Source organism: Pelagibacterium sp. (assembly GCF_965249125.1).
Lineage (GTDB): Bacteria > Pseudomonadota > Alphaproteobacteria > Rhizobiales > Devosiaceae > Pelagibacterium.
Window position 1 is genome coordinate 2,343,912 of the sequence record NZ_OZ252217.1, and the last position, 21,562, is coordinate 2,365,473.

A 21,562-nucleotide genomic window follows, 5' to 3' on the forward strand; every position below is an offset into this window, starting at 1 on the left:
ACGATGTTTCCCTACAAGATCGATGACAGCCACCCGTTCGTGCCAGTGACCTTCGCCATTCTGGCGGTTTCGGATACGCGCACGCTCGAAACCGATACCTCCGGCGCGCTGCTCAAGGAAGTGATCGAGGGCGCTGGGCACCGGGTGTTCGAGCGGGCCGTGGTCACCGATGACCGACAGGCCATCGCCAGCCAGGTCAAATCCTGGGTGCACGAGGAAGGCATCGACGTCGTACTGACGACGGGAGGGACAGGATTTTCGGGGCGTGACGTGACGCCGGAGGCGGTCGAACCGCTGTTCGACAAGCGCATGGACGGATTTTCCGTGCTGTTTCACCAGTATTCGGCCACGACCATCGGCACCTCATCCATCCAGTCGCGCGCAACGGCCGGGCTGATCGGCACCACCTTTGTTTTCTGCCTGCCCGGATCACGCGGGGCGTGCCGGGACGCGTGGGAAGCGATCCTGAAATACCAGTTCGACAGCCGGCACGTGCCCTGCAACTTCATCGAAGTGATGCCGCGCCTCAACGAATAGGGGCACGTCTTTTTCCAAGGTCGCGTTCGCGAACCGCAAAAGTGGAAACCACTTTTGCTGCTCACGCTCCGGCCCTGCAACTTCATCGAAGTGATGCCGCGCCTCAACGAATAGGGGCACGTCTTTTTCCAAGGTCGCGTTCGCGAACCGCAAAAGTGGAAACCACTTTTGCTGCTCACGCTCCGGCCCTGCAACTTCATCGAAGTGATGCCGCGCCTCAACGAATAGGGGCACGTCTTTTTCCAAGGTCGCGTTCGCGAACCGCAAAAGTGGAAACCACTTTTGCTGCTCACGCTCCGGCCCTGCAACTTCATCGAAGTGATGCCGCGCCTCAACGAATAGGGGCACGTCTTTTTCCAAGGTCGCGACTGAACAAGCGCCACCCCAATATTTGTTCTTGTTTTGTTCCATTCCTTTCGCTAGGGTTAATGGAACGGACGGGCCGCGATTCGGCTTGTTCCCGTATCTTTCCGATGGGAGCGCCGGCGATGGCCGAAACAGGACCCAATGTGAGCCACAGCGAAGCGCGGCGGCGCCTGTTCGGCACGCGCGACGTCGACCTTTTGAGCCGTCCCATGCTGGAGACGCCAAAGCTGCGCGGGCGGGGCGCGGCGAGCAATGAGAGCGGGCGGTTCGAGCCGCACAAGCGCGAAATGTTCGCCGATGGCTGGGAGCCCGAACCCGAGGAAGGGTTCGAGACGCGCGAGCATATCGAGCGCGCCAAATCGATCATCACGCGCAATGTTTCGCCCGATATCGGGTTCGATCGCTCGATCAATCCGTATCGCGGATGCGAGCATGGGTGTTCGTATTGCTTTGCCCGTCCGACCCACGCCTATCTGGGCCATTCGGCGGGGATCGATTTCGAGCGCGACATCTATGTGAAGGTCAACGCGGCCGAATTGCTGCGGGCCGAATTGGCCAATCCGCGTTACAAGGCAAAGCCCATCGCCATCGGCACCAATACCGACCCCTATCAGCCGCTCGAGCGCAAATACAAGATCATGCGCTCGGTGCTCAAGGTGCTGCTGGAGGCCAGGCACCCGGTGACGATCGTCACGAAATCGGCGCTGATCGTGCGCGACCTCGATATCCTGACCAAGCTTAACAAGCTGGGGCTGGTTTCGGTGGGCATTTCGGTGACATCGATGGATCACCGCCTGTCGCGCTTTATGGAACCGCGAGCGTCCACGCCGTCGCGACGGCTCGAAGCGATCAAGCTGCTTTCGGAATCGGGCATTCCAACCAAGGTAATGGCTTCGCCCATGATACCGGCGGTCAACGATCACGAACTCGAGCGGATACTGGACGCGGGTAAGGCTCAGGGAGCGACATCGGCCTCGATGATCCTTTTGCGTCTGCCCGGCGAAGTGCGCGACATTTTCCGCGAATGGCTGCTCAAGACCTATCCGGACAAGGTCAAGCACGTGATGAACCTGGTTCGCGATTATCGCGACGGGCGCGATAACGACCCACGGTTCGGGTCGCGGTTCACTGGAGAGGGCCCTTATGCGGTTCTGATGCAGCAGCGGTTTGAAAAGGCCGTTGCCCGCTTGGGACTGGAGGACGAGGCCATGCCATTGCGCACCGATCTTTTTGCCCATCCGCAAAAGGAGACGGCGCAACTTAGCCTGTTCTGATAGGATCGAACCATCCATGATGGAGGATCATCGAGGATGGTCGGAAAGCGATTGGCTTGGGCGGTTCTTGGGTTGGCAATGCCGATAGGCATGGGATGGGCGCAGGAAAGTCCTATGCTTTATCTGGCGCCCGGCGGACTGAACGCGGAAACGGCGTATGGGTCCGTGCATATCGGCATGGAAACAACCAGCCAGACCGACACCGTCAAATCGGCCACAAAGCTCTGGGGGGAGGCGCTCGGGCAGGGCCGCATGGAAGAATGCGGCGCCGGCCCGATAGATTATGCCCGGTTTTCCAACGGCGTGACGCTGCATTTTCAGGACGAAATATTTGTCGGATGGTCGACCTCAAACGCAAGTTCGGCCGGTTTTGCCAACGGGCTGACCATCGGCGCACCGGTGATCGATATCGAGGCGGTCGCCGGTCCGGTCGAAACTTTTGAATCGACCCTGGGGAACGAATTTGGCGCCGAAGACCTTTTCGGCATAGCGGATGGGCCGGGAACGAAGGCCGAAATCGAAGTGCTATGGAGCGGAATATCCTGCGTTTTCAGGTGAGCGAGGAGAACGCCCGTGACGGATGCGGCAACACTGGCACAGGAATTCTGGTGGCGGATGGGCACCAACCAATGGGCGCTGGCCGCGGGGCTTTTCGCCGGAAATATCGAAATCGTCTGGCCTCAATCGGGGGAAGTGATCGGCTCGGCGGACGATTTCGTCGCGATCAACGAAAACTATCCGGCCCATGGGACGTGGACCTTTAAGGTCAAGCGCGTGATCGGCTCAGGCGGACACGCCATCACCGAAACGGAAATCTCGGACGGCACCGTCAAGGCGCTGGCGGTTTCGATATTTGAATGTGCCGATGATCGGATCGTCAGGATCACCGAATATTGGCCCGAGCCGTTCGCCGCTCCGGACTGGCGGCGGCGATGGGTAACGCTGCGCCCGGAGTGAAGGGACTTTATCGAACCGCAAAAATCGGATTGGTTCGACACATGCCCAAAGGTGATTCGAAAACGATCGTCGTCGATGCGCCAAGCTATGCATTGGAAACTGCTGCGCTGGCGGGCGGCCATGCGATGGTCGCGGGAATCGACGAGGCCGGGCGCGGGCCGCTTGCGGGACCGGTGGTGGCCGCGGCGGTTGTTCTCGATCCCGACGATATCCCTGACGGGCTCAATGATTCCAAAAAGCTCACCGAAGAGCGGCGCGAGGCGCTGTTCGCCCAGATCATGGCGACGGCGCAGGTGGGTTTCTGCGCCGCGCCAGTCGAGGTGATCGACAGGCTCAATATTCGCGGCGCCACACTGTGGGCCATGTGCCGGGCGCTCGACGCCCTGCCGGTTCGGCCCGATCTGGCTCTGATCGACGGTCGCGACGTACCCGAGGGCCTGGCCTGCACCGGCCAGTTCGTGATCGGCGGAGACGGCAAATCTCTCTCGATTGCCGCAGCATCGATCGTGGCCAAGGTGGTCCGCGACCGGATGTGCCATGTCATGGATAGCGGGCTGCCCCATTATCGCTTCGGAAAGCACAAGGGCTATGGCACCGCGCTGCATCTTGAAGCCTTGGCCACGCACGGCCCGTGCGAATTGCATCGTATGAGCTTTGCGCCAGTGCTCGCGGCACGGCGCTGACCAGCCTTAACTTCCTGTTAACCCTAACATTTAGGCGGCGCTTAACCCTAACGCTGTAGAAATGGCGTGTTAGTTTTGCGTTAGGGTTATCAGTATGTTGCGTACCGGTTCAGCGGCGCGGAAACGCGCTCCGGGGCTTAAAGAAAGCCACCTCCCCATCGACACGATCCTGGTTGGTGACTGCATCGCGCACATGAATGCGCTCCCTGAAGCCTCGGTGGACCTGATCTTTGCCGATCCCCCCTACAATCTTCAGCTCGAGGAGGGCCTGACCCGCCCCGACCAGTCCAAGGTCGATGCTGTCGATGACGAATGGGACAAGTTCGAGAGCTTTGCCCATTACGACGCGTTCACGCGCGCCTGGATGGCGGCGGCCCGTCGGATCCTCAAGCCCAATGGCGCGATATGGGTGATCGGCTCGTATCACAATATCTTCCGGGTGGGCGCGGCCCTGCAGGATTTGGGATTCTGGATGCTCAACGACGTGGTGTGGCGCAAGGCCAATCCCATGCCCAATTTCCGCGGCACGCGGTTCACCAACGCTCATGAAACCCTGATTTGGGCGTCGCGCAGTCAAAAGAGCCGCCCAACTTTCAATTATGAAGCGCTCAAACTGTCCAATGACGACACGCAGATGCGCTCGGACTGGCTGTTTCCCATCTGTACGGGCGGCGAACGCCTCAGGGATGCCAATGACGAAAAGGTTCACCCGACCCAAAAGCCCGAGGCCCTGCTCTATCGGGTGCTGATGGCCACGACAAAGCCGGGAGACGTGGTGCTTGATCCATTCTTCGGCACGGGCACGACAGGTGCGGTCGCAAAGAAACTGGGCCGGCATTTCATCGGCATTGAACGCGAAAACGCCTATATAAATGCAGCTTTGAAACGCATTGCCGCCATCAAACCGCACGATTCCAATGCCATTGAAACCACCGTGCCCAAGCGCTCCGCGCCACGCATTCCTTTCGGTTCTCTGATCGAACAGGGACTGATTGCACCGGGCACGAAACTTTTCGACGCCGCAAGGCGTTATAGTGCAGTGGTTCGTGTCGACGGTTCACTGGTCAGCGACGACAAAAGCGGGTCAATCCACCGCGTCGGCGCTCTGGTGCAGGGCTTTGAGGCCTGCAACGGCTGGACCTTCTGGCACTATGAGGATGGCAGCAAACTGGCGCCCCTCGACACGCTTCGCGATCGCATACGCGCTTCGCTCGACAAGCTTTCTGCCTGATCTCGACCTCCAATCAGTCAGGCATTCTGGCCCCCGGTTTTGCCGGGGGCTTTTTTTGTCTCACCGCGCGCACCACTGCGGGCATGACGGGCTAAAACCGCCCTATGCCCTTCGTTGCGCCTGCGACGGCGCGGCGAACGATCGCCGGGGTCCTCGCTGCGCTCGTCCATCTGTCTCACCGCGCGCACCACTGCGGGCATGACGGGCTAAAACCGCCCTATGCCCTTCGTTGCGCCTGCGATGGCGCGGCGAACGATCGCCGGGGTCCTCGCTGCGCTCGTCCATCTGTCTCACCGCGCGCACCACTGCGGGCATGACGCTATTGAACGCCGCCAGCTTTCAGAACCTTGCGGAACAGGCTGGGTAGGGCTTCGCTGTCCAGCCGCGCTTCCTGTGCCCACCATCCTTCGTCCAGAGGGTTGTCGACCGTGACCGACCAGACGGTCAGCGTGAGATGGAAATGGGTGAAGGTATGGGTGACTTCACCAGCCTCGTACCAATCGCCAATGAAGGGAAAAGCAACGGCGGGCCGGGTCTCCATCCATTCGCTGCCCGGCGTTTCGGTCATTTTGGCCAGCATGCCCTTTGGTCCGCGCTGGCGCAGGAAAACCTTGCCCTCGGGATGGCGGATAACGAAGGCGTGGCCGTGCCGGTGCGGCTTTTCGGGCTTTATCGGGGGAGCAGGAAAGGCGAGCGGGTTGCCGGCCCTCGTGGCCAAACAGTCATGTTCGAGCGGACACAGAAGGCAATTTGCGCGGCGGGGGGCACAGATTGTGGCGCCAAGATCCATCATGGCCTGGGCGAAATCGCCAGCGCGCTCAGGCACCGCATGTTGCACTGTAGCACGGATCAGGGACTTTTCCTCGCGCACGGGCCTGGGCAGGGCAAGATAGCGGGCGACCACCCGATCGACATTGCCGTCGACCACGGCGACCTGTTCGTCGTGACAGATGGCGGCGATGGCGGCGCTTGTGTAATCGCCTATGCCGGGAAGATCGCGCAGGGCGGCGGCGGTTGTGGGAAATACCCCGCCATGATGGGTGATCACGGCGATGGCGCAGGCGTGAAGATTGCGCGCGCGGGCGTAATAGCCAAGCCCGGCCCATTGCACGAGAACGTCATCGAGCGGAGCGGCGGCCAGATGTTCGACTGTGGGCCAGAGCGTCGTGAAAGCGGCAAAATATTTGCGAACAGCGGCGATGGTCGTCTGCTGGAGCATGATTTCGCTCAACCAGACGAAGTAAGGATTGGGTTTTATCCCCCTCGCCCTGTCGGCGGGTGGGACGCGCCAGGGCAGATGGCGCGCGTGACGGTCATACCAGTCAAGCACGGCGCCGGCATCGATGGCAGCAATTTCGGAGTGTTGCATGGAAGCGGTATGGGCCATAATGGAACACCTACAGAGCCAAAGGACATTGGCGCAAGCATGGCCAGCAAATCTCCACCGCCAAAGCGCAGCAACCGCACGGTGCAGCTGGGCGACATGATCGGCAAGGCGCTCGATCCGGCGCTGAAAAAGCGCGGTTTTGCGGGCCGCGACCTGATCGCGCACTGGCAAACCATCGCGCCGCCGCCCTGGGACAAGATTTCCATGCCCGACAAGCTGGTGTGGCCGCGCCGCGACCGCCCCGATCCTGAAGGGGCGATATTGCATCTGCGGTGTCTGGAGGGCCACGGGCTGGCGTTGACCCATGAGGGGCAAGCCATCGCTTCGGCCATAAACCGCTATTTCGGCTATCTGATCGTCGGCTCGGTCCGCCTCTCGCCCATGCCGCTCGTGGCCGAAAGCAGACGCGCCGAGGCGCCAAAGACCTTGCCCCGCGCCGCCATCGACAGCATAAAGACGCGAACGGGAGCTATCGAGGACGATGGACTGCGCGAAGCTCTGGAAAAACTGGGGCGCGGTGTCCTTGGAAAACGGCGCGGATAGATGATCATTGGGCGGTTTGTGCCCAATTTCACTGCCATGTGAACGCCCTGCCCCCTTGCCGCCGGATTCGCCCCGTGTAGTGTGCGCCATAATTTGTTGAGCCATTAAGGAGCAAACCATTGCCGCTCAATCGCAGAAACCTGCTGATCGCCGGGTCCACTGTCGGACTTGCCACGCTCGTCTACGGATGCAGCGACTCCAGTGCCGAAGCTGAAGTAACAGCCAATGTCGTCAACGACGCCGAGCCCGAAGCCAGCGGCGACGTCGCGCTCTATGACGGATCGGCGATCGAACCGATCAATGGCGATGCGATCAACAATCCCCCGCTTGCGGATCGCCCGATGGGCGGTGTCGATGCCACGGTTACCGTTGTCGAATATGTTTCGCCCACCTGCCCCCATTGCGCGAATTTCCACATGACCGCGCTGCCGCAGATCGAAGAAGAATATATCGCGACCGGCAAGATCCGCTTCATCCAGCGCCCCTTCCGCCGCAACGTGCTCGATCTTGCCGTCCTCATGGTGGCCGAGGCCGCCGGTGACCAGTACAACGAAGTGCTCGGCGCATATATGGAAAGCCAGACGGTGTGGGCCGCGAGCGAAAATCCGCGCCAGGCGATCTTCGAAATCGCCGAACAATTCGGGTTTACACAGGAAAGGTTCGAGGAAGTCTTGACCGACCAGGAAATGTTGGCTGCTATCGAAGCGACCCGCGAGCAGGCGCTCAACGAGTTCGGGCTGCAGGGCACGCCGACTTTCTACATCAATGGGGACAGGTTCGAGGGCACACCTGATTATGCAGGGCTTTCCGCCGAAATCGAGAATCGCCTCTAGCTCCGCCCTTTTTCGAGGCGCGGAATGAAATTTTCGCGCCTCAAGCTCCTAGGCTTCAAATCCTTCACAGACCCCGTCGAACTCGTCCTCGAACCTGGCATAACCGGGGTCGTGGGGCCGAACGGATGCGGCAAATCCAATCTTGTGGAAGCCCTGCGCTGGGTGATGGGCGAAAGCTCTTACAAGGCCATGCGCGCCTCGGGCATGGACGATGTGATCTTTTCGGGCTCGGGCAATCGCCCGGCCCGCAATTCCGCGGAAGTCACAGTCGTTCTCGACAATTCCGACCGTACGGCACCGCAGGCCTTCAACACCGCCGACACCATAGAGATTTCCCGCCGCATAGAACGCGAGCAGGGTTCGGTCTATCGCATCAATGGACGCGACGTGCGGGCGCGGGACGTGCAGTTGATGTTCGCCGACGCTTCAACCGGCGCACACTCCCCTGCCCTTGTGCGACAGGGACAGATCGGGGAACTGATCGCCGCCAAGCCAACGCAGCGCCGCGCACTGCTCGAGGAGGCCGCGGGGATTTCGGGCCTCCATTCACGCCGTCATGAGGCCGAGTTGCGTTTGCGCGCTGCCGAGCAGAACCTCGAACGGGTCGACGACATCATCGCCCAAGTCGAGGTGCAGCTTGAAACGCTCAAGCGTCAAGCCCGGCAGGCCACACGCTACAGGGCGCTTTCAGGCGACATTCGGCGCGCCGAAGCCACGCTCTATCATATTCGTTGGGTCAAGACGCGTTACGCCGAAAAAGAAACCGAAGCGCAGCAGGGCCGGCTCGTCGGCCAGCTGGCAGAGGCATCCCATCTCGAGCACCAGGCCAAGAAACTCGTCGAGGCGATGGATGCCGAGTTGCAGCCGCTGCGCGATGCCGATGCGGCCGCAGGGGCGGTGTTGCAGCGGCTAACCATTTTGCGCGGCCAACTCGAGGACGAGTTGCGGCGTGCAAATTCGCGCCGCGCCGAGCTCGACGATCGGCTCAAGCAGATCGATACCGACATCGCCCGCGAAACGGCTCTGATCGGGGACAGCGAAGGGCTGATCGAAACGCTTGAAGGCGAACGGCTCGAGCTGGCCGAAACCGCGGAAGCGGAAAATGAAGCGAGCGAAATGGCCCGCGCGCAGGCCGATGAGGCCCGTGCCGCGCTCGATGAAGCGGAGGCCGCGGCCCGCTCGGCGGCCGACGCGGTTGCGGCGATACGCGCTCAACGCACGCAGGCGACGCGCGCTGCCGAAGAGGCCGGCCAGCGCGTTGGAAGGCTGCAGGCCCAGCAATCGGACATTGCCCGCGATGTCGCGGCGCTTGAAGAGAGCCTTGCGGCCGATCACACAGTCGCCGAGCGCCAGGCAACGCTCGACCAGGTTCTGGAAGCCTTCGCCATTGCCGAGGCCGAGGTGGAAACGGCCGAGATCGCGACGGCAGAGGCTGTCTCGGCGCTTGAGGGTACCCAACCGCAACTGGCCGATATCGAAGGTAGACTCAACCGGCACGAGAGCGAGGCAGAGACTCTGGCCCGCGTGCTCAACGTCGATGGCGGTTCGCTCTGGCCCGCGATTGTCGACGCGCTACGCGTGGCTCCGGGAATGGAAACCGCGCTGGGCGCGGCGCTGGGCGACGACCTGGAGGCTTCGAACGATACCGCGGCGCCGCTCTATTGGACACAGAGCGCGGGGCCTAACGACCCGGCCCTGCCCGAGGGTGTGACTGCGCTTTCCAGCCACGTTTCAGGCACTGCCCTGCTCAAGCGCCGTCTCGACCAGATCGGCATCGTCGGTAGTGCCGCGGACGGTGCCCGGCTGATGGCTCTGCTCAAGCCCGGACAACGGCTGGTCAGCGTCGATGGCGGTTTGTGGCGATGGGACGGGTTCGTTGCCAAGCCCGATGCACCGAGCGCGGCTGCGCAAAGACTGTCACAGCGCAATCGCCTCGCCGAACTCGATAGCGAGATCAGCGCGTTGCGCGCCGCGCGCAATGAGGCACAGGCGACAATTGCGAGTTTGCGGGCACGCGTGGAAACGGCCCGCGAGGTCGAAATCGCCCGCCGGGGCGCGTGGCGGGAAGCACAACGGGGCATTGCAGCGGCGCAGGCCGGTGTCGATTCCGCGCAGAAAAATCTGGCGGAATTGACCGCGCGGCGCACGGCGCTGGCCGAATCGCAGCTACGGATCGAAGAAAATCTGGACGAAGCCGTGGCCATTGCCGAGGAAGCCCAGGCGGCCCTGGAAGAACTGGGCGCCGAGGGCGACGTCGTTCGCGAGGCGGAGATGCGCCAGCGCGCATTGGCCAATCTGCGCGAAGCGGCCGAGCAGGCGCGCGTGCGGCTGGCTGGATTTGAAAGCGCGTCGCAGATGCGGACATCGCGGCTCTCACGCATTGGGCAGGAACTGGAAAGCTGGCAACGGCGCCGGGCCGGCGCCCAAAGCCAGATCGAAACGCTCGAGCGCCGGAAGGGCGAAATCGAAGCCCAGATATCCGAACTCAACGCGACACCGGACGCGTTCGATCTCAAGCGAGCCGAGCTGGAAGACCAGATCGAAGACGCCGAATACGCCCGCAAGCGCGCTTCGGACAAGTTGAACGAAGCCCAGACCGCGTTTCGCGAGGCGGACAAGGCAGCGCGGCTGGCTGCCGAAGGCCTGGCCGACACCCGTGCGGAAATGGCGCGGGTGGAAGAACGGCTCAAGGGTAACATTGCCGCGCGCCAGCAGATCGAGCGCCAGATCGCGGAAACGCTGGGAATTTCCGCCGACAGGACGGCCGAGGCCGCAGGCATCAAGCCCGAGGCCGCCCTGCCCGAGGAAGCGGCCACCGAAGCCCGCGTCGACCGGCTCAAGGCGGAGCGCGAGCGGCTGGGCGGGGTAAACCTGATGGCCGAGCAGGAAGCCGAGGAGGTTCAGGACAAGCTCGACAAGATGGTGGCCGACCGCGAGGACCTGATCGCAGCCATTGCCAAGCTGCGGACCGGCATTTCCAATCTCAACCGCGAGGGCCGCGCCCGGCTCACCGAGGCGTTCGAAAAGGTCAACACCCATTTCCGCGAGCTGTTCACCACGCTGTTCGGGGGCGGAACGGCGGAACTGACTTTCGTCGAGAGCGACGATCCACTGCAGGCTGGTCTCGAAATCATCGCCAAGCCGCCCGGCAAGAAACCCCAGACGATGACGCTGCTTTCAGGCGGCGAGCAGGCGCTGACCGCGATGAGCCTGATCTTTGCGGTGTTTCTCACCAATCCCGCGCCGATCTGTGTGCTCGACGAGGTGGACGCACCGCTCGATGACGCCAATGTCGAGCGATTCTGCAATCTCTTGGAATCGATGCGCCAGCGCACCGAGACACGTTTTGTCGTCATCACCCACAACCCCATCACCATGGCCCGGATGGACCGGCTGTTCGGGGTTACCATGCCCGAGCGCGGCGTGAGCCAGCTTGTTTCGGTCGACCTGCGCACCGCGGAAACCTTCCTTGAAGCAAGCTGATGGCCGAACAATTGATCGCACCCGCATTGATCGTCGCCCGCCTGTTGATGGGCTCGCTGTTTATCGTTGGCGGGCTGCGGCACTTCTGGGCGCTCGAACCCATAAGCGGGGCCATGCGGGCCCGCGGCGTGCCACAGGCAAAGGCCGTTCTGATTGCCGGGTCAGCCTATCAGGTGGTGCTTGGCGTTACCCTGGCTCTGGGTGGTTTCGTGCCGCATTCGGCGCTTGGGCTGATCGCCTTTACTGTTGCGGCCACAATCATGCTGGTCAATTTCTGGGACAAGGCCGAACCCGAACGCTCCGCCCTGTTCGGTGTGTTCATGTCCAACATCGCAATCGTCGGCGGCCTGCTGGGGCTTGCCGCCACGGCCTGACCTGTCAGGAGAATCTGCGGCCCCGCCATTGTCTCACCACAATGGAGGCGTTGACTGGATGCCGCACCCCCTTACATATCGTCTAAGCAGTTGATTTTCTGCGTTTTTTTGACAACGTCCGCAGCTTGACACCTTGGGGAGCCGCAACTATGGTGCGCGCGACTTTGAAGGCACCCTCTTGCCGGGTGTCCGGCTGGGCTGGAGCGGTGGTTTTGAAGTGACCAATCCCGACGACAAACCGGCTCAAAACGGGGCTTCCCCGCGTCAATCGGAGACATCCGAACTGGCGGCGCGGATCAGGAAGGCTCAGCAAGCGCGTGCGGCGGCCAATGGCAGCCAGCAGGCGTCCCGGCAGGGCGACATGTCGACGCTGGCGCGCGGTCTGCGCATTGGCGCCGAGTTTGTTGCGGCTATCCTTGTGGGATCGGGTATCGGGTACCTGATCGACATGTTCGCAGGGACCAGCCCTTGGGCGCTGCTCATCATGTTCATGGTGGGCTTTGCCGCTGGAATTGTGAATGTCACTCGTGTAGTGGCAGAGCTGAATGCAGATAAGACCGCATCCAACGATGCGGACAATGTGGACTGAAGGGCGAAATAGGGGCTTTAAGACCTTGGCGAGCGATCCGATTCACCAGTTTGTCATCTATGACATCTTCACCTTCGGGACCATCGGCGGTGACGGCACCGAGGGAAGCGGCATCACGCTGTCGTTTACGAATTCCTCGCTGTTCATGGTGCTGACCACCATCACCATCTGCGCATATCTCATCCTGTCTACACGCGGACGCGGGCTGGTGCCAAACCGATGGCAGCTGACCAGCGAGATGGCATATGAGTTCGTGGCCAATATGGTGCGAAGTGGCGCGGGTTCGGAAGGGATGAAGTTCTTCCCCTTCGTGTTCTCGCTGTTCACGTTCATCTTCATCGGGAACATGTTCGGCATGGTTCCCTATTTCTACACCTTCACCAGCCAGATCATCGTGACCTTCGCGCTGGCGATGCTGGTGATGACCGTCGTGGTGGCCTACGGGTTCATCAAGAACGGTCCGAAATTCCTCAGACTCTTCGTGCCTTCGGGCGTTCCGGGCTACATCGTTCCCATCGTGACGCCGATCGAGGTCATCTCGTTCCTCTCGCGTCCGATTTCGCTCTCGGTTCGTCTGTTCGGCAACATGCTGGCCGGCCACATCACCCTCAAGGTGTTCACCGGCTTTGTCGTTTCGCTTGCGTCCCTGGGGGCCGTGGGCATCGCAGGTGCCGTGCTGCCGCTCATCATGGGCGTGGCGCTCACAGCTCTCGAATTCATGGTGTCGGCGGTTCAGGCTTATGTCTTTGCCGTGCTGACCTCCATGTATCTCAACGATGCGATCCATCCTTCGCATTGATCTCCACTAGACTCCGTTAAGTTTCAAGGCTTTGAAAGGATCACAAAATGGAAGCTGAAGCCGCAAAGTACATCGGTGCAGGCATTGCATGTTTCGGTATGGCCGGCGCCGCCATTGGCGTGGCCAACATCTTCGGAAATTTCCTGTCGGGTGCGCTGCGCAACCCGTCGGCTGCTCCGAGCCAGTCGGGCAACCTGATCTTCGGTTTTGCCGTGACCGAAGCTCTGGGCATCTTCTCGTTTCTGGTTGCCCTTCTGCTCCTGTTCGCGGTCTAATTTCCGCAACAGAACATTGAAGGCGGCCGGAGCGCGCTTCGGCTGCCTTGCCATGTGCCGGCATTGGCCGGCACACCAGACTTTTCAATTGGCGGATTGCGCATGATTAGCCAGGTCCAGGCACAGGAAACTCCCCTTCAAGAGGCCATCGAGCCGCTCGAAGATCATATCGTTTCGCTCGAAGCATCTCCGGACGGCGAAACCCATGAGGTTATCGGTGCGCAAGGCGAAGAACACGTCTCGGGCGTGTTTCCTCCGTTCGACGCGACGACATTTCCCTCGCAGCTGTTGTGGCTGGCCATTACTTTTGCCGCGCTCTATTTCGTCATGAAAAAGCTCGCGTTGCCCCGGATCGGCGAAATTCTCGAGGAACGCCGAGACCGCATCGAAGGCGATCTGGCCGAGGCCGAGCGCCTGCGCCAGAAGACCGACCAGGCCATCGCTTCCTATGAGGCAGCGCTTGCTGCGGCTCGCTCAAACGCCCATGGAATCGCCGAAGCCGCCCGCGCCGAGAACAAGACCAAGCTCGACGCGGCCCGGTCCAAGGTTGAAGCCAATCTCGCAAAGAAGGTCGCATCGGCCGAAGAGCGGATTGCAGCCACAAAGGCACAAGCGATGGGCCATGTCGACGAAATTGCGGCGGACACGGCCCAGGCGGTCGTTGCCCAGCTCGTCGGCAAGGTGCCCGTCAAGGCAGCCCGCGATGCGGTTGCCAAGGCCAGCAAGGAATAACCCGACATGGAACTCGATGCCACATTCTGGGCCTTTATCGCTCTGCTGATCTTTTTCGGGATCGTGATCTATTTCAAGGTTCCCGCCTTCGTCACCAAGGCACTCGACAGCCGCATCGCCAAGATCGAAGCCGATCTGGACGAGGCCAAGCGCCTGCGTGAAGAAGCCCAGGCGCTGCTGGCCGAATATGAGCGCAAGCGCAAGGCCGCCGAAGGCGAAGCCGAAGAGATCGTTGCCGCCGCGCAGGAAGAGGCCGAACGCCTGACCGCAGAGGCCGAGGCCGATCTTGAGGATATGGTCGCGCGCCGTACCAAGGCTGTGGAAGACAAGATCGCCCAGGCCGAGGCTCAGGCCCTTGCCGACGTTCGTGCGCGCTCCGCCGATGTCGCAATCGAAGCCGCCCGTCTCATCCTTGCCGATCAGGTCAAGGACAGCGGCGGCGCGCTTGTCGACCAATCAATCAAGGACGTGGCCAGCCGGCTCAACTGAGCTTTGTCGGCACATCTTTTTCCGGGCCCTGCGGGGCCCGTTTTTGTATCAGGACAAGGAACATTCCAATGACTATTGAACGCCTTCATTCCGGCCCGCGCATGAGCCAGGCCGTCAAGCACGGCAACACGCTCTACCTGGCTGGACAGGTCGCCAAGGACGAGTTCGCCACTATCGAAACCCAGACCGCCCAGGTGCTCGAAAAGATCGACGCGCTGCTGGCCGAGGCGGGGTCGAGCAAGTCCCAGGTGTTGTCGGTGCAGGTGCTGCTGACCAACATCGCCGATTTTTCGGCCATGAACTCGGTTTATGACAAATGGATCGATCCCGCCAATCCCCCCGCCCGCGCCTGCTATGAAGCCCGGCTGGCCTCGCCCAATCTGCGGGTGGAAATCATCGCCGTCGCCGCGCTCGATTAAGGCGGCCCAGCCGTCAAGGAAGCGGCCCCGGCGCGGTCCGGGGCCGCTTTTTTATGTCCAGTCGACCCAGCGGCCATGATAATCGGCCAGGCCGACGGTTTCCCTTTCCCCACCGGGCCAAACAGTCTGTTTGAGCACGGCGCCGGCGGGGTGTTCCTCGGCCTCCATGTACATCCAGACCAGCGGTGTTTCCGCAGTGGCATTGGCACCCGCCAATTCGAAGGCTTCGGTAATGCGGTCCTTGACGGGCTTGGGCAGATATTGCCAAACGATGGTATGGAAAAATACGCGCGCCACACCCGGCTGCGGTGTCTCAGCCAGTTTTGAGGCAACCCAGTCGGCAGCGTCGGCCCGCTCGACCTCGTAGGGGCGGGATGCGGCGGCCGACAAGGCGGCCGAAACGCGGCCGATGCGATTGTGCTGATCGGCCCAGATATAGGCGAGCTGGCGCTCGACGCTCTCGGGCGCATGCGGGTCGAGCGGGTTGCGGTCGCAGCCCTGGCGGCTTGCGATCTCCAGTTCGGTTTCAAGCGAGGGAATATGGCCGCGCCATTCGCTCTCGATATTGACGAGCGCGTTGCTCTCGCCCCATTCACGATCTTCGCCAAGGGCATAGTGGTAGGTGTCGAAGGCCAGGTTGAGCCCGGCGCTGGCACCGATCTCATAGAGCGCCAGGGGCATCTCCAGCCTTTCGGCAAGCCGCAGTGCCATGCCGAGCAGGGCCGACGAACGCATGACCTCATTGGTCTGGGGCGGGCTGTCGAGAAAATCGTGCAGGAAATCGTCGTGCTTTTCGATTGCCGTCTCGACGGCATCCCAGAGCTGGTCCGGCTTGGCCTCAAGCGGCGGATAGAGTGAAGCCAGTTCACGGGCATTGCCCGAGCGGACCAGTGCGTGGAGCGCGCCGGTGGCGCGCAGGGCGATGGCATCGGTCCGGGCCGAATCGGGCCAGTTCAGGATCCGCGCGCCAAATCGCGACGAATCGGTCAGCCGTTCGGCGAGCAGGTCGCACAAAGTAGCGGTGAACGGGGAGCCCAGACTTCGGCAGGCCTCGGCCTGAAACCGGAAGGTTTCAAGCACGTGGGGGTTCATATTCGACATTGACGCCCTCCGACTAGTACCGTCGAAGTCTAAGGGGTTTGGCGTGCCGGTCAAAGGTGTTTTTGCCTCCCCGCCGGTGGCGGAGAGGCGCGAGCGCTATTGGGCGGCCTGCAGACTGTCGAGCGGAGCGGTCCATTTCAGGCGCGGCTGGCGGGCGGCGCGGGTCTCGTCCAGCCGGCGCAGGGGAGCGCGCATAGGGGCCGATGTGAAACGCTCAGCGTTGCCGGACCGCGCGTCCTCCGCCAATTCGCGCATGGTCGCAACGAAGGCATCAAGGGTCTGGAGCGACTCACTTTCGGTCGGCTCGATCAGCATGGCGCCATGCACGACCAGCGGGAAATACATGGTCATGGGATGGAAGCCCTCATCGATCATCGCCTTGGCGAAATCGAGGGTGGAAACGCCGGTGCCCTTGAGGAATTCATCATCGAACAGCGCTTCGTGCATGACTGGCTGGCCGTTGAAAGGCGAAGAGAACAGATCCTGCAGGCGGGCCTTGAGATAGTTTGCGTTGAGTACGGCGTCCCGCGCGGCCTGAGCCAGACCATCAGCGCCGTGGCTGAGCATATAGGTCAGGGCCCGCACATACATGCCCATCTGGCCGTGGAAAGCGGTAAGGCGCCCGAAGGCGTTGCCTTCAGCGTGTTCGACAAGACCGATCCCTTCGCCATCCTTGCGCAGGAAGGGGACAGGCGCGAAGGGCGCCAGCGCTTCGGACAGCACCACCGGGCCGGCGCCCGGCCCGCCGCCGCCATGGGGCGTGGAAAAGGTCTTGTGCAGATTGATATGCATGGCATCGATGCCCAGATCGCCCGGCCGCACCACACCCATAATGGCGTTGAAATTGGCGCCGTCGCAGTAGAAATAGGCTCCGGCTTCATGGACGGCGGCCGCAATCTCGATAATCTGGGATTCGAACAGGCCGCAGGTGTTGGGGTTGGTGAGCATGATGGCCGCGACATCATCGGTGAGCGCTGCCTTGACGGCCTCGACATCGACGGTGCCATGATCGTTGGCATCAATGGACTTGACCGAATAGCCGAGGAACGCCGCGGTTGCCGGATTGGTGCCGTGCGCGCTTTCGGGGACGAGGACGATCTTGCGGTGCCCCTGCCCTTTTGCTTCATGGGCGGCCTTGATGGCCATCATACCGCACAACTCGCCATGGGCGCCTGCCTTGGGCGAGAGGGCCACGGCGGCAGTATTGGTCAACTCCATGAGCCAATGGCTGAGCTGCTCCATGACGCCGAGTGCGCCCGGCACCGACGAAACCGGCTGGAGCGGATGGATATCGGCGAAGCCGGGCAGCCGGGCCATTTTTTCGTTGAGCCGGGGGTTGTGCTTCATGGTGCATGAGCCGAGCGGATACATACCCGAATCGATTGAATAATTGCGCCGCGACAGGCGCACGTAGTGGCGCATGGCTTCGGGTTCGGTCAGGCCGGGCAGGTCGAGTTCGCTCTTGCGGCGCAGGCCGCCGAGGCGGTCATCGCCCACCTCGATGTCGGGCAGGTCGACACCGGAATGGTCACGGTCGCCGATCTCGAACAATAGCGGTTCGGCGGGGAGCAAGGCGGCTGGTCCGGAACCGGTCGAGGCAGTTACAGCACCGGGAGCGGTTGGGCGACCTTTTGCGTTCATGCTCATGCAATTTCTCCCTTCAGCGTTTCGACAAGCGCGGAGATATCGGCGTCGGTCGTAAGCTCAGTCGCGGCAAGCACGAGAAGGTTTTCGACGTCGGGCTTGCCCGGTTCGAGCCGCGAAACCGGCAGGCCGGCGAGAATGCCTTTTGCAGCGAGAGTTTCCACTACAGTGGCCGCGGCGACCGGCAAGCGAACGGTCATCTCGTTAAAGAAGGTCTTGTTGAGCACCGCAATCCCGGCCGCTTCCAGCGCGTCGGCCAGAGCTATGGCACGCGAATGGTTGAGCTTGGCGAGCCGTGTCAGCCCCCGTTCGCCGAGAAGCGAGAGATGTATGGTGAAGGCGAGCGCGCAAAGCCCCGCATTGGTGCAGATGTTGGACGTCGCCTTTTCGCGGCGGATGTGTTGTTCGCGTGTCGACAGCGTCAGGACGAATCCGCGCTCTCCATCGGCATCGACCGTTTCGCCGCAGAGCCGACCCGGCATCTGGCGCACGAATTTTTCGCGGCAGGCCAAGAGCCCGACATAGGGTCCGCCGAAAGTCAGCGGATTACCCAGAGACTGACCTTCCGCAACCACGATATCGGCGCCAAGCGCACCGGGGGCTTCGAGAAGGCCCAGCGAGATGATTTCGGTGACGACGACGATGAGCAGCGCGCCCTTTTCATGGGCCGCCTCGGCCAGTGCCGAGACGTTGCGGAGGTGGCCGTAGAAATCGGGGGTCTGGATGACGATGGCGGCGGTATCGTCATCGATGTGATCGACGATATCCCCCTGCCCTTCGGGCGAAGGCGGGAGGCATTCCAGTCCCTCCTCGCCCGAGAGATAGGTCACGACGGTGTCGCGGTATTGCGGATGCAGGCCGCCCGAAAGGAAGACCTTGTTCTTCTTTGTGATACGCCGCGCCATCAGCACGGCCTCGGCCGTTGCCGTGGAGCCGTCATACATCGAGGCGTTGGCCACATCCATGCCGGTCAGGTTTGCGACCTGGGTCTGGAATTCAAAGAGCATCTGAAGCGTGCCCTGGGAGATTTCCGGCTGGTAGGGCGTGTATGCGGTGAGCCATTCGGAGCGCTGGATCAGATGATCAACCGTGGCCGGGACATGGTGGCGATAGGCGCCGGCACCCACAAAGAACGGACCGTCGCCGGCCGCGTGATTGGCTTTCGCGAGCCGGCGCATATGCGCCTCGACGGCAAATTCGGGCTGATGATCGGGCAGGTCAGGGCTGAACGTACCGAGCACCGATTTCGGCACGGCAGCGAACAACTCGTCAATTGAAGACGCACCGATCGTTGCCAGCATGTGCTGGCGGTCGGCGGCGGAATGGGGGAGATAGCGCATCGCGGCTCCGGTTCAGATCAAAAGTGTCAGGCCGTGTGATCGGCGTAGGCGGTTTCATCCATGAGGCCTTCGAGCTCGGCTTCGTCGGAGAGCTCGAGCTTGAAAATCCAGCCGCCGGCGGCGGGGTCGGTATTGATGAGACCGGGTTCGTCGGAGAGAGCGTCGTTAATCTCCGTTACGGTGCCCGATACCGGCGCGTAGATTTCAGAAGCGGCCTTGACCGATTCGACGACAGCGACTTCCTCGCCCTTCTTGAAGCTCGCGCCGACGCTGGGCAGTTCGACAAAAACGATGTCGCCGAGCTGTTCCTGGGCGAAGCTGGAAATGCCCACGGTGCCGATCTTGCCTTCGGTGCGGACATATTCATGGTCGGTGGTGTAGCGGGTGGTCATTGTGAGGTCCCTCTGGATCAGGCCGGTTTGCGGTAATAGCGCTGTGGAACGAAAGGCATTTTTGCAATGGTGCCGGCGATGGACTTGCCGCGTACCATGGCGGTAACGGGCTCGCCTTCCCTGGCGATTTCGGCGGGCACGTAGCCCATGGCGATCGACGCCTGGGCCGTGGGCGCATAGGTGCCCGAAGTGATACGGCCGATTACCTTACCGTTGGCGTCGACGAGTTCGGCACCTTCGCGGACGGGCTGCCGCCCCTCAAAACGCATGCCGACGCGCTTGTCGTTCGCGCCCGTCGCTATGCGCTCAAGCACGGCATCGGCGCCGGTGAAACCACCTTCGGTGCGGCGGCGCTTTCCGATGGCAAATAGGAGGCTGGCGGAAACCGGATCGACCGTGTCGGTCATGTCGTGGCCATAAAGACAGAGCCCGGCCTCGAGCCGCAGACTGTCGCGCGCGCCAAGCCCGGCTGGTTCAACCAGCGGGTCGGCAACCAGCAGATCGAACAGCGTTGACGCATCCTCATTGGCGACCGAGAGTTCAAACCCGTCTTCGCCGGTGTAGCCAGACCGCGAGACATTGACGGCTATGCCGTCAATCACCGCCGGGCCAGCGTGCATGAAACCGAGCTTTTCAGTGACTTTGGAATGTTTGGCGAGCACTTCGGCGGCGCGCGGGCCTTGCAGCGCGATGAGCGCAATATCGTCGCGCAGATCAAACGTTACGTCAGCGGGCGCTTTGGTACGTATAAAATCGAGATCGTGGTGCTTGCGGGCGGCGTTGACGACCATATACATCACGCCATCGGGTTCCTGGCCCTCGGCGGGGCGGGTGATGATGAGATCGTCCTCGATCCCGCCCTTGTCGTTGAGCAGCACCGTATAGCGCATCTGGCCGGGTTCTAGGGATGCGAGATCGGCGGGCGTCAGCGTTTCGAGCGCGGCGATCGTTGAATTGTGGTCGGGACCGGTTATGACGACCTGACCCATGTGGGAAACGTCAAACAGGCTGGCGGCTTGCCGGGTATGATTGTGCTCGGCGACGATCCCGGCATACTGGACCGGCAGTGCATAGCCGCCGAACTCGACCATCCTGCCGCCGGCAGCGACGTGCCGGTCATAAAGCGCCGTTTTGATTAGGTCGGTCTGGGCCTCTGCGGCCATATCGGTCTCTCCGGTTACACGATGGACGGCACCACACAACGACGCATTGAAAATGCATCGTAACGTAGTGCCCCCTCTGTCGGTCAACCTGAGAGATTTCCCGGGCGGCTTGCTTGCCACAAGACCCGGCTACACCCGTCGGTGGGAAGCCTGCGCTTCCACTTTCCAGAGTTCTGGCCGGAACCCAGCCTGCTCGCGCAGGTTGCGCCCAACCTCTTTCGCCCAATCACCGTGCCATGGGGCAATGGGTTGAGCTCAGCGGTCCCTTGTGCCTGAGAGTTTCCGGGGCGGTTGCTCCTTCGGCGCCCTGGCGCTCGTGGCCAGGGTCTCTCCCGCTGATGGCCGGACCATGGGAGAAAGTCCCGGCCCCGTCAATATGCTAGTTATCAAAGCCCACGAAAATGGTGATCTGCTCGCCGCCCACATAGGGGATGGCGACATTTTCCACCGTCTGGCTGAATTCGTTTGCACTCGAGGGGCTGGCCGCGACGGCAACGTCATAACGCTGGGAGAAAACCGCCAGCCCGTCGCGCTGCACGGCAAAGCGCAGGGGCATGGTGATATTGCTCTCGCCGCCCGACGGGCCGACGATGACACGGCCGACCGCGCCCATCTGAACAGTTATTACGCCATTTGACACGACGCAGTTTCGCGAGACGCGATCGATCACACCCTGATAGCGCAGCGCCGTGGGATCGGACGTGCGATTGCCGGCATAGGTGCGGTAAAATTCGGCGCCCTCGCGGATGCGGATCGGTGGGCATTCGGTGGCAATGGCCGGCAGGGCACCGCTGGCCGCCTGGGCGACCTGGGTCTGGCTGGCGTTGATATTGGCATAGCTCGCATCGTCGCTGCCGCCGAACATCGAGCCCATGGAACAGCCGGCCAGAAGCGCGGCACATGCCGCACTCGCCGCTATGCGCAACACCGAACCCATCATTGTCCCCGTCC

The 21,562-nt window shown here is 61.9% G+C and carries 24 protein-coding genes and 2 riboswitches; of the genes, 16 read left to right on the forward strand and 8 right to left on the reverse strand.

Annotated features, from left to right (window positions below):
* Positions 1-3: 3 nt before the first annotated feature.
* Positions 4-537 (forward strand): molybdenum cofactor biosynthesis protein B, encoded by a 534-nt coding sequence (moaB, locus tag ACP148_RS11500; RefSeq protein ID WP_421952524.1) that lies wholly within the window; start codon positions 4-6, stop codon positions 535-537.
* Here moaB and ACP148_RS11505 read toward each other — a convergent pair.
* Positions 430-948: a hypothetical protein gene (locus ACP148_RS11505; RefSeq protein WP_421952525.1), complete on the reverse strand. Its 519-nt coding sequence runs from the start codon at positions 946-948 to the stop codon at positions 430-432. The genes moaB and ACP148_RS11505 overlap by 108 nt on opposite strands.
* 164 nt (positions 949-1,112) lie before the next feature.
* Between ACP148_RS11505 and ACP148_RS11510 the strand changes: the two genes are divergently transcribed.
* The 5 genes from ACP148_RS11510 to ACP148_RS11530 all read left to right on the forward strand — a co-directional run bounded on the left by ACP148_RS11510 (position 1,113) and on the right by ACP148_RS11530 (position 5,048).
* A complete protein-coding gene (locus ACP148_RS11510; RefSeq protein WP_421952584.1) occupies positions 1,113-2,177 on the forward strand; it encodes a PA0069 family radical SAM protein in 1,065 nt (354 codons plus the stop codon).
* A gap of 114 nt (positions 2,178-2,291) precedes the next feature.
* On the forward strand, positions 2,292-2,735 hold the full coding sequence (locus ACP148_RS11515; protein ID WP_421952526.1) for a hypothetical protein: 444 nt from the start codon (positions 2,292-2,294) through the stop codon (positions 2,733-2,735).
* 15 nt (positions 2,736-2,750) lie between these two features.
* Complete coding sequence (locus ACP148_RS11520; RefSeq protein ID WP_421952527.1) at positions 2,751-3,134, forward strand: nuclear transport factor 2 family protein; 384 nt, start codon at positions 2,751-2,753, stop codon at positions 3,132-3,134.
* Between the two features lie 41 nt (positions 3,135-3,175).
* A complete protein-coding gene (locus ACP148_RS11525) occupies positions 3,176-3,817 on the forward strand; it encodes a ribonuclease HII (protein ID WP_421952528.1) in 642 nt (213 codons plus the stop codon).
* Between the two features lie 94 nt (positions 3,818-3,911).
* Entirely contained in the window at positions 3,912-5,048 is a 1,137-nt protein-coding gene (locus ACP148_RS11530) for a site-specific DNA-methyltransferase (protein ID WP_421952529.1), read from the forward strand.
* 319 nt (positions 5,049-5,367) lie between these two features.
* Here the strand turns inward: ACP148_RS11530 and ACP148_RS11535 are convergent, their stop codons facing one another.
* Entirely contained in the window at positions 5,368-6,435 is a 1,068-nt protein-coding gene (locus ACP148_RS11535) for an A/G-specific adenine glycosylase (protein ID WP_421952530.1), read from the reverse strand.
* 39 nt (positions 6,436-6,474) lie between these two features.
* Here ACP148_RS11535 and ACP148_RS11540 point away from each other — a divergent pair, with 39 nt between their 5' ends.
* The 10 genes from ACP148_RS11540 to ACP148_RS11585 all read left to right on the forward strand — a co-directional run bounded on the left by ACP148_RS11540 (position 6,475) and on the right by ACP148_RS11585 (position 14,971).
* The gene (locus ACP148_RS11540) at positions 6,475-6,978 is read left to right on the forward strand and encodes a DUF721 domain-containing protein (protein ID WP_421952531.1); all 504 of its coding nucleotides are present in this window, start codon (positions 6,475-6,477) and stop codon (positions 6,976-6,978) included.
* A gap of 119 nt (positions 6,979-7,097) precedes the next feature.
* Positions 7,098-7,811, forward strand: a complete 714-nt coding sequence (locus ACP148_RS11545; protein WP_421952532.1) for a DsbA family protein — start codon at positions 7,098-7,100, stop codon at positions 7,809-7,811.
* A gap of 24 nt (positions 7,812-7,835) precedes the next feature.
* Entirely contained in the window at positions 7,836-11,294 is a 3,459-nt protein-coding gene (smc, locus tag ACP148_RS11550) for a chromosome segregation protein SMC (RefSeq protein WP_421952533.1), read from the forward strand.
* Entirely contained in the window at positions 11,294-11,668 is a 375-nt protein-coding gene (locus tag ACP148_RS11555; RefSeq protein WP_421952534.1) for a DoxX family protein, read from the forward strand. The genes smc and ACP148_RS11555 overlap by 1 nt, the downstream gene beginning before the upstream one ends.
* Before the next feature lie 133 nt (positions 11,669-11,801).
* Positions 11,802-12,257 carry an AtpZ/AtpI family protein gene (locus ACP148_RS11560; RefSeq protein WP_421952535.1) on the forward strand — a complete coding sequence of 152 codons (456 nt, stop codon included), beginning with the start codon at positions 11,802-11,804 and terminating at the stop codon, positions 12,255-12,257.
* A gap of 25 nt (positions 12,258-12,282) precedes the next feature.
* A complete protein-coding gene (locus tag ACP148_RS11565; protein ID WP_421952536.1) occupies positions 12,283-13,056 on the forward strand; it encodes a F0F1 ATP synthase subunit A in 774 nt (257 codons plus the stop codon).
* A gap of 47 nt (positions 13,057-13,103) precedes the next feature.
* Positions 13,104-13,331 carry a F0F1 ATP synthase subunit C gene (locus tag ACP148_RS11570; protein ID WP_014129708.1) on the forward strand — a complete coding sequence of 76 codons (228 nt, stop codon included), beginning with the start codon at positions 13,104-13,106 and terminating at the stop codon, positions 13,329-13,331.
* A 102-nt stretch (positions 13,332-13,433) separates the two neighbouring features.
* The gene (locus tag ACP148_RS11575; protein WP_421952537.1) at positions 13,434-14,063 is read left to right on the forward strand and encodes a F0F1 ATP synthase subunit B; all 630 of its coding nucleotides are present in this window, start codon (positions 13,434-13,436) and stop codon (positions 14,061-14,063) included.
* Between the two features lie 6 nt (positions 14,064-14,069).
* Positions 14,070-14,552, forward strand: a complete 483-nt coding sequence (locus ACP148_RS11580; RefSeq protein ID WP_421952538.1) for an ATP F0F1 synthase subunit B — start codon at positions 14,070-14,072, stop codon at positions 14,550-14,552.
* A gap of 68 nt (positions 14,553-14,620) precedes the next feature.
* Entirely contained in the window at positions 14,621-14,971 is a 351-nt protein-coding gene (locus ACP148_RS11585) for a RidA family protein (RefSeq protein WP_421952539.1), read from the forward strand.
* Between the two features lie 51 nt (positions 14,972-15,022).
* Here ACP148_RS11585 and ACP148_RS11590 read toward each other — a convergent pair whose 3' ends face one another.
* The 6 genes from ACP148_RS11590 to ACP148_RS11615 form a co-directional block, all read right to left on the reverse strand.
* The gene (locus ACP148_RS11590) at positions 15,023-16,072 is read right to left on the reverse strand and encodes a DUF2332 domain-containing protein (protein WP_421952540.1); all 1,050 of its coding nucleotides are present in this window, start codon (positions 16,070-16,072) and stop codon (positions 15,023-15,025) included.
* 96 nt (positions 16,073-16,168) lie between these two features.
* Positions 16,169-17,719 carry an aminomethyl-transferring glycine dehydrogenase subunit GcvPB gene (gene gcvPB / locus ACP148_RS11595; protein WP_421952541.1) on the reverse strand — a complete coding sequence of 517 codons (1,551 nt, stop codon included), beginning with the start codon at positions 17,717-17,719 and terminating at the stop codon, positions 16,169-16,171.
* On the reverse strand, positions 17,716-19,056 hold the full coding sequence (gene gcvPA / locus ACP148_RS11600; protein WP_421952542.1) for an aminomethyl-transferring glycine dehydrogenase subunit GcvPA: 1,341 nt from the start codon (positions 19,054-19,056) through the stop codon (positions 17,716-17,718). Before gcvPA ends, gcvPB begins: the two co-directional genes overlap by 4 nt.
* 26 nt (positions 19,057-19,082) lie before the next feature.
* Positions 19,083-19,448: a glycine cleavage system protein GcvH gene (gene gcvH / locus ACP148_RS11605; protein WP_425033509.1), complete on the reverse strand. Its 366-nt coding sequence runs from the start codon at positions 19,446-19,448 to the stop codon at positions 19,083-19,085.
* A gap of 17 nt (positions 19,449-19,465) precedes the next feature.
* Positions 19,466-20,611, reverse strand: a complete 1,146-nt coding sequence (gcvT, locus tag ACP148_RS11610; RefSeq protein WP_421952544.1) for a glycine cleavage system aminomethyltransferase GcvT — start codon at positions 20,609-20,611, stop codon at positions 19,466-19,468.
* 66 nt (positions 20,612-20,677) lie between these two features.
* A riboswitch (glycine riboswitch) is annotated at positions 20,678-20,790 on the reverse strand.
* A gap of 70 nt (positions 20,791-20,860) precedes the next feature.
* Positions 20,861-20,956, reverse strand: a riboswitch (glycine riboswitch).
* A 34-nt stretch (positions 20,957-20,990) separates the two neighbouring features.
* Positions 20,991-21,551: a hypothetical protein gene (locus tag ACP148_RS11615; protein ID WP_421952545.1), complete on the reverse strand. Its 561-nt coding sequence runs from the start codon at positions 21,549-21,551 to the stop codon at positions 20,991-20,993.
* Between the last annotated feature and the right edge of the window lie 11 nt (positions 21,552-21,562).